Genomic DNA, 1005 nt, shown 5'->3' with positions numbered 1-1005 from the left:
CGGGCAATGTGTTTTCTCCTGTGGACATCACGACTTTTGAGCCGTCTATCGTAATACGGCAAAGGATTGCCGTTGTGCCATCTGCTTTCAGTTTACTGCGATTGATGTAGAATAAAATGTTGAATGTACTGCGCATAATCTCAAAGGCTAAGGGTTAAATCTTCTGTGAAAGAGAGGAAGCGACCAAACTCCTCAAATACTTTCTTCGGTGTTACATGGGCATAACGCTCGGTGGTCTCAATCTTGCTGTGTCCAAGCATTTTACTCACTGTTTCAATCGGCACTCCATTCTCCAAGGTTATCAATGTCGCAAAGGTGTGCCGTCCGATATGTGCGGTCAAGGGAAAGGCAATTCCTGCTCTCAGTTGCAGGGCTTTTAGGAGGAAACGATAGGTCTCGTAGCTGATAGTCGGTAGAAGCGTGTCCCGTTCATCCGAATGGCATGTATCAAGCAAAGTAACGGCTTGGGGCAGAAGTTTTACCCGACAAAGAGTATTAGTCTTTTGTCTTCTGAATTTAAGCCACATAGCCCCTGCATCATCCTGCACAAGATGTTCCTTGCGCAGATTCATCATATCGCAAAAGGCTGTGCCTGTATAGCAGGTGAACAGGAAAAGGTTACGGGCAAGTGTCAGTTCTGTTTCCTCCTCTTCTAATCGGACTTGCTTTATCCTATCAAAAGAAGCCCTGTCCAACGCTCTGGGCAGTTTACTCTCTCCTCTGTCTATCTTGACAAGGTCAAAGAGAGGACGGTCTATGATACCCTCGCGAAAAGCCAAACGGCATACTTTCTTGACTGCCAATGCCATCTTGCGGTAATAACTCTGTGAATGACCATGTTTTCCCACGCTGTATTGATGTAAGCCGTCCAAGAAATCCTCGGTTAGTTGCCCAAAGGTAATGTCGCCGGTGCGATATCGTTCCTGAATAAAGGCTTGCAGATGCTTTCTGAGCATGTAATACATCGAGTGCCAACGTGCCGAAATCTCCACGCCAACCAATTGC

2 protein-coding genes are annotated in these 1005 nt (G+C 46.5%); both read right to left on the bottom strand.

All coding sequences use genetic code 11. The features are described from left to right. Positions 1-136, bottom strand: a 136-nt coding sequence (locus HMPREF9304_RS15080; RefSeq protein ID WP_262502979.1) for an Arm DNA-binding domain-containing protein, incomplete at its 3' end; no start/stop codon positions are given. 4 nt (positions 137-140) lie between these two features. Next, positions 141-1005, bottom strand: an 865-nt coding sequence (locus HMPREF9304_RS11765; protein WP_036929410.1) for a site-specific integrase, incomplete at its 5' end; no start/stop codon positions are given.

Origin of the sequence: Hoylesella timonensis S9-PR14 (assembly GCF_000762405.1) — a bacterium.
GTDB lineage: Bacteria > Bacteroidota > Bacteroidia > Bacteroidales > Bacteroidaceae > Prevotella > Prevotella timonensis_A.
This window is presented reverse-complemented; position numbering and strand designations above follow the sequence as displayed.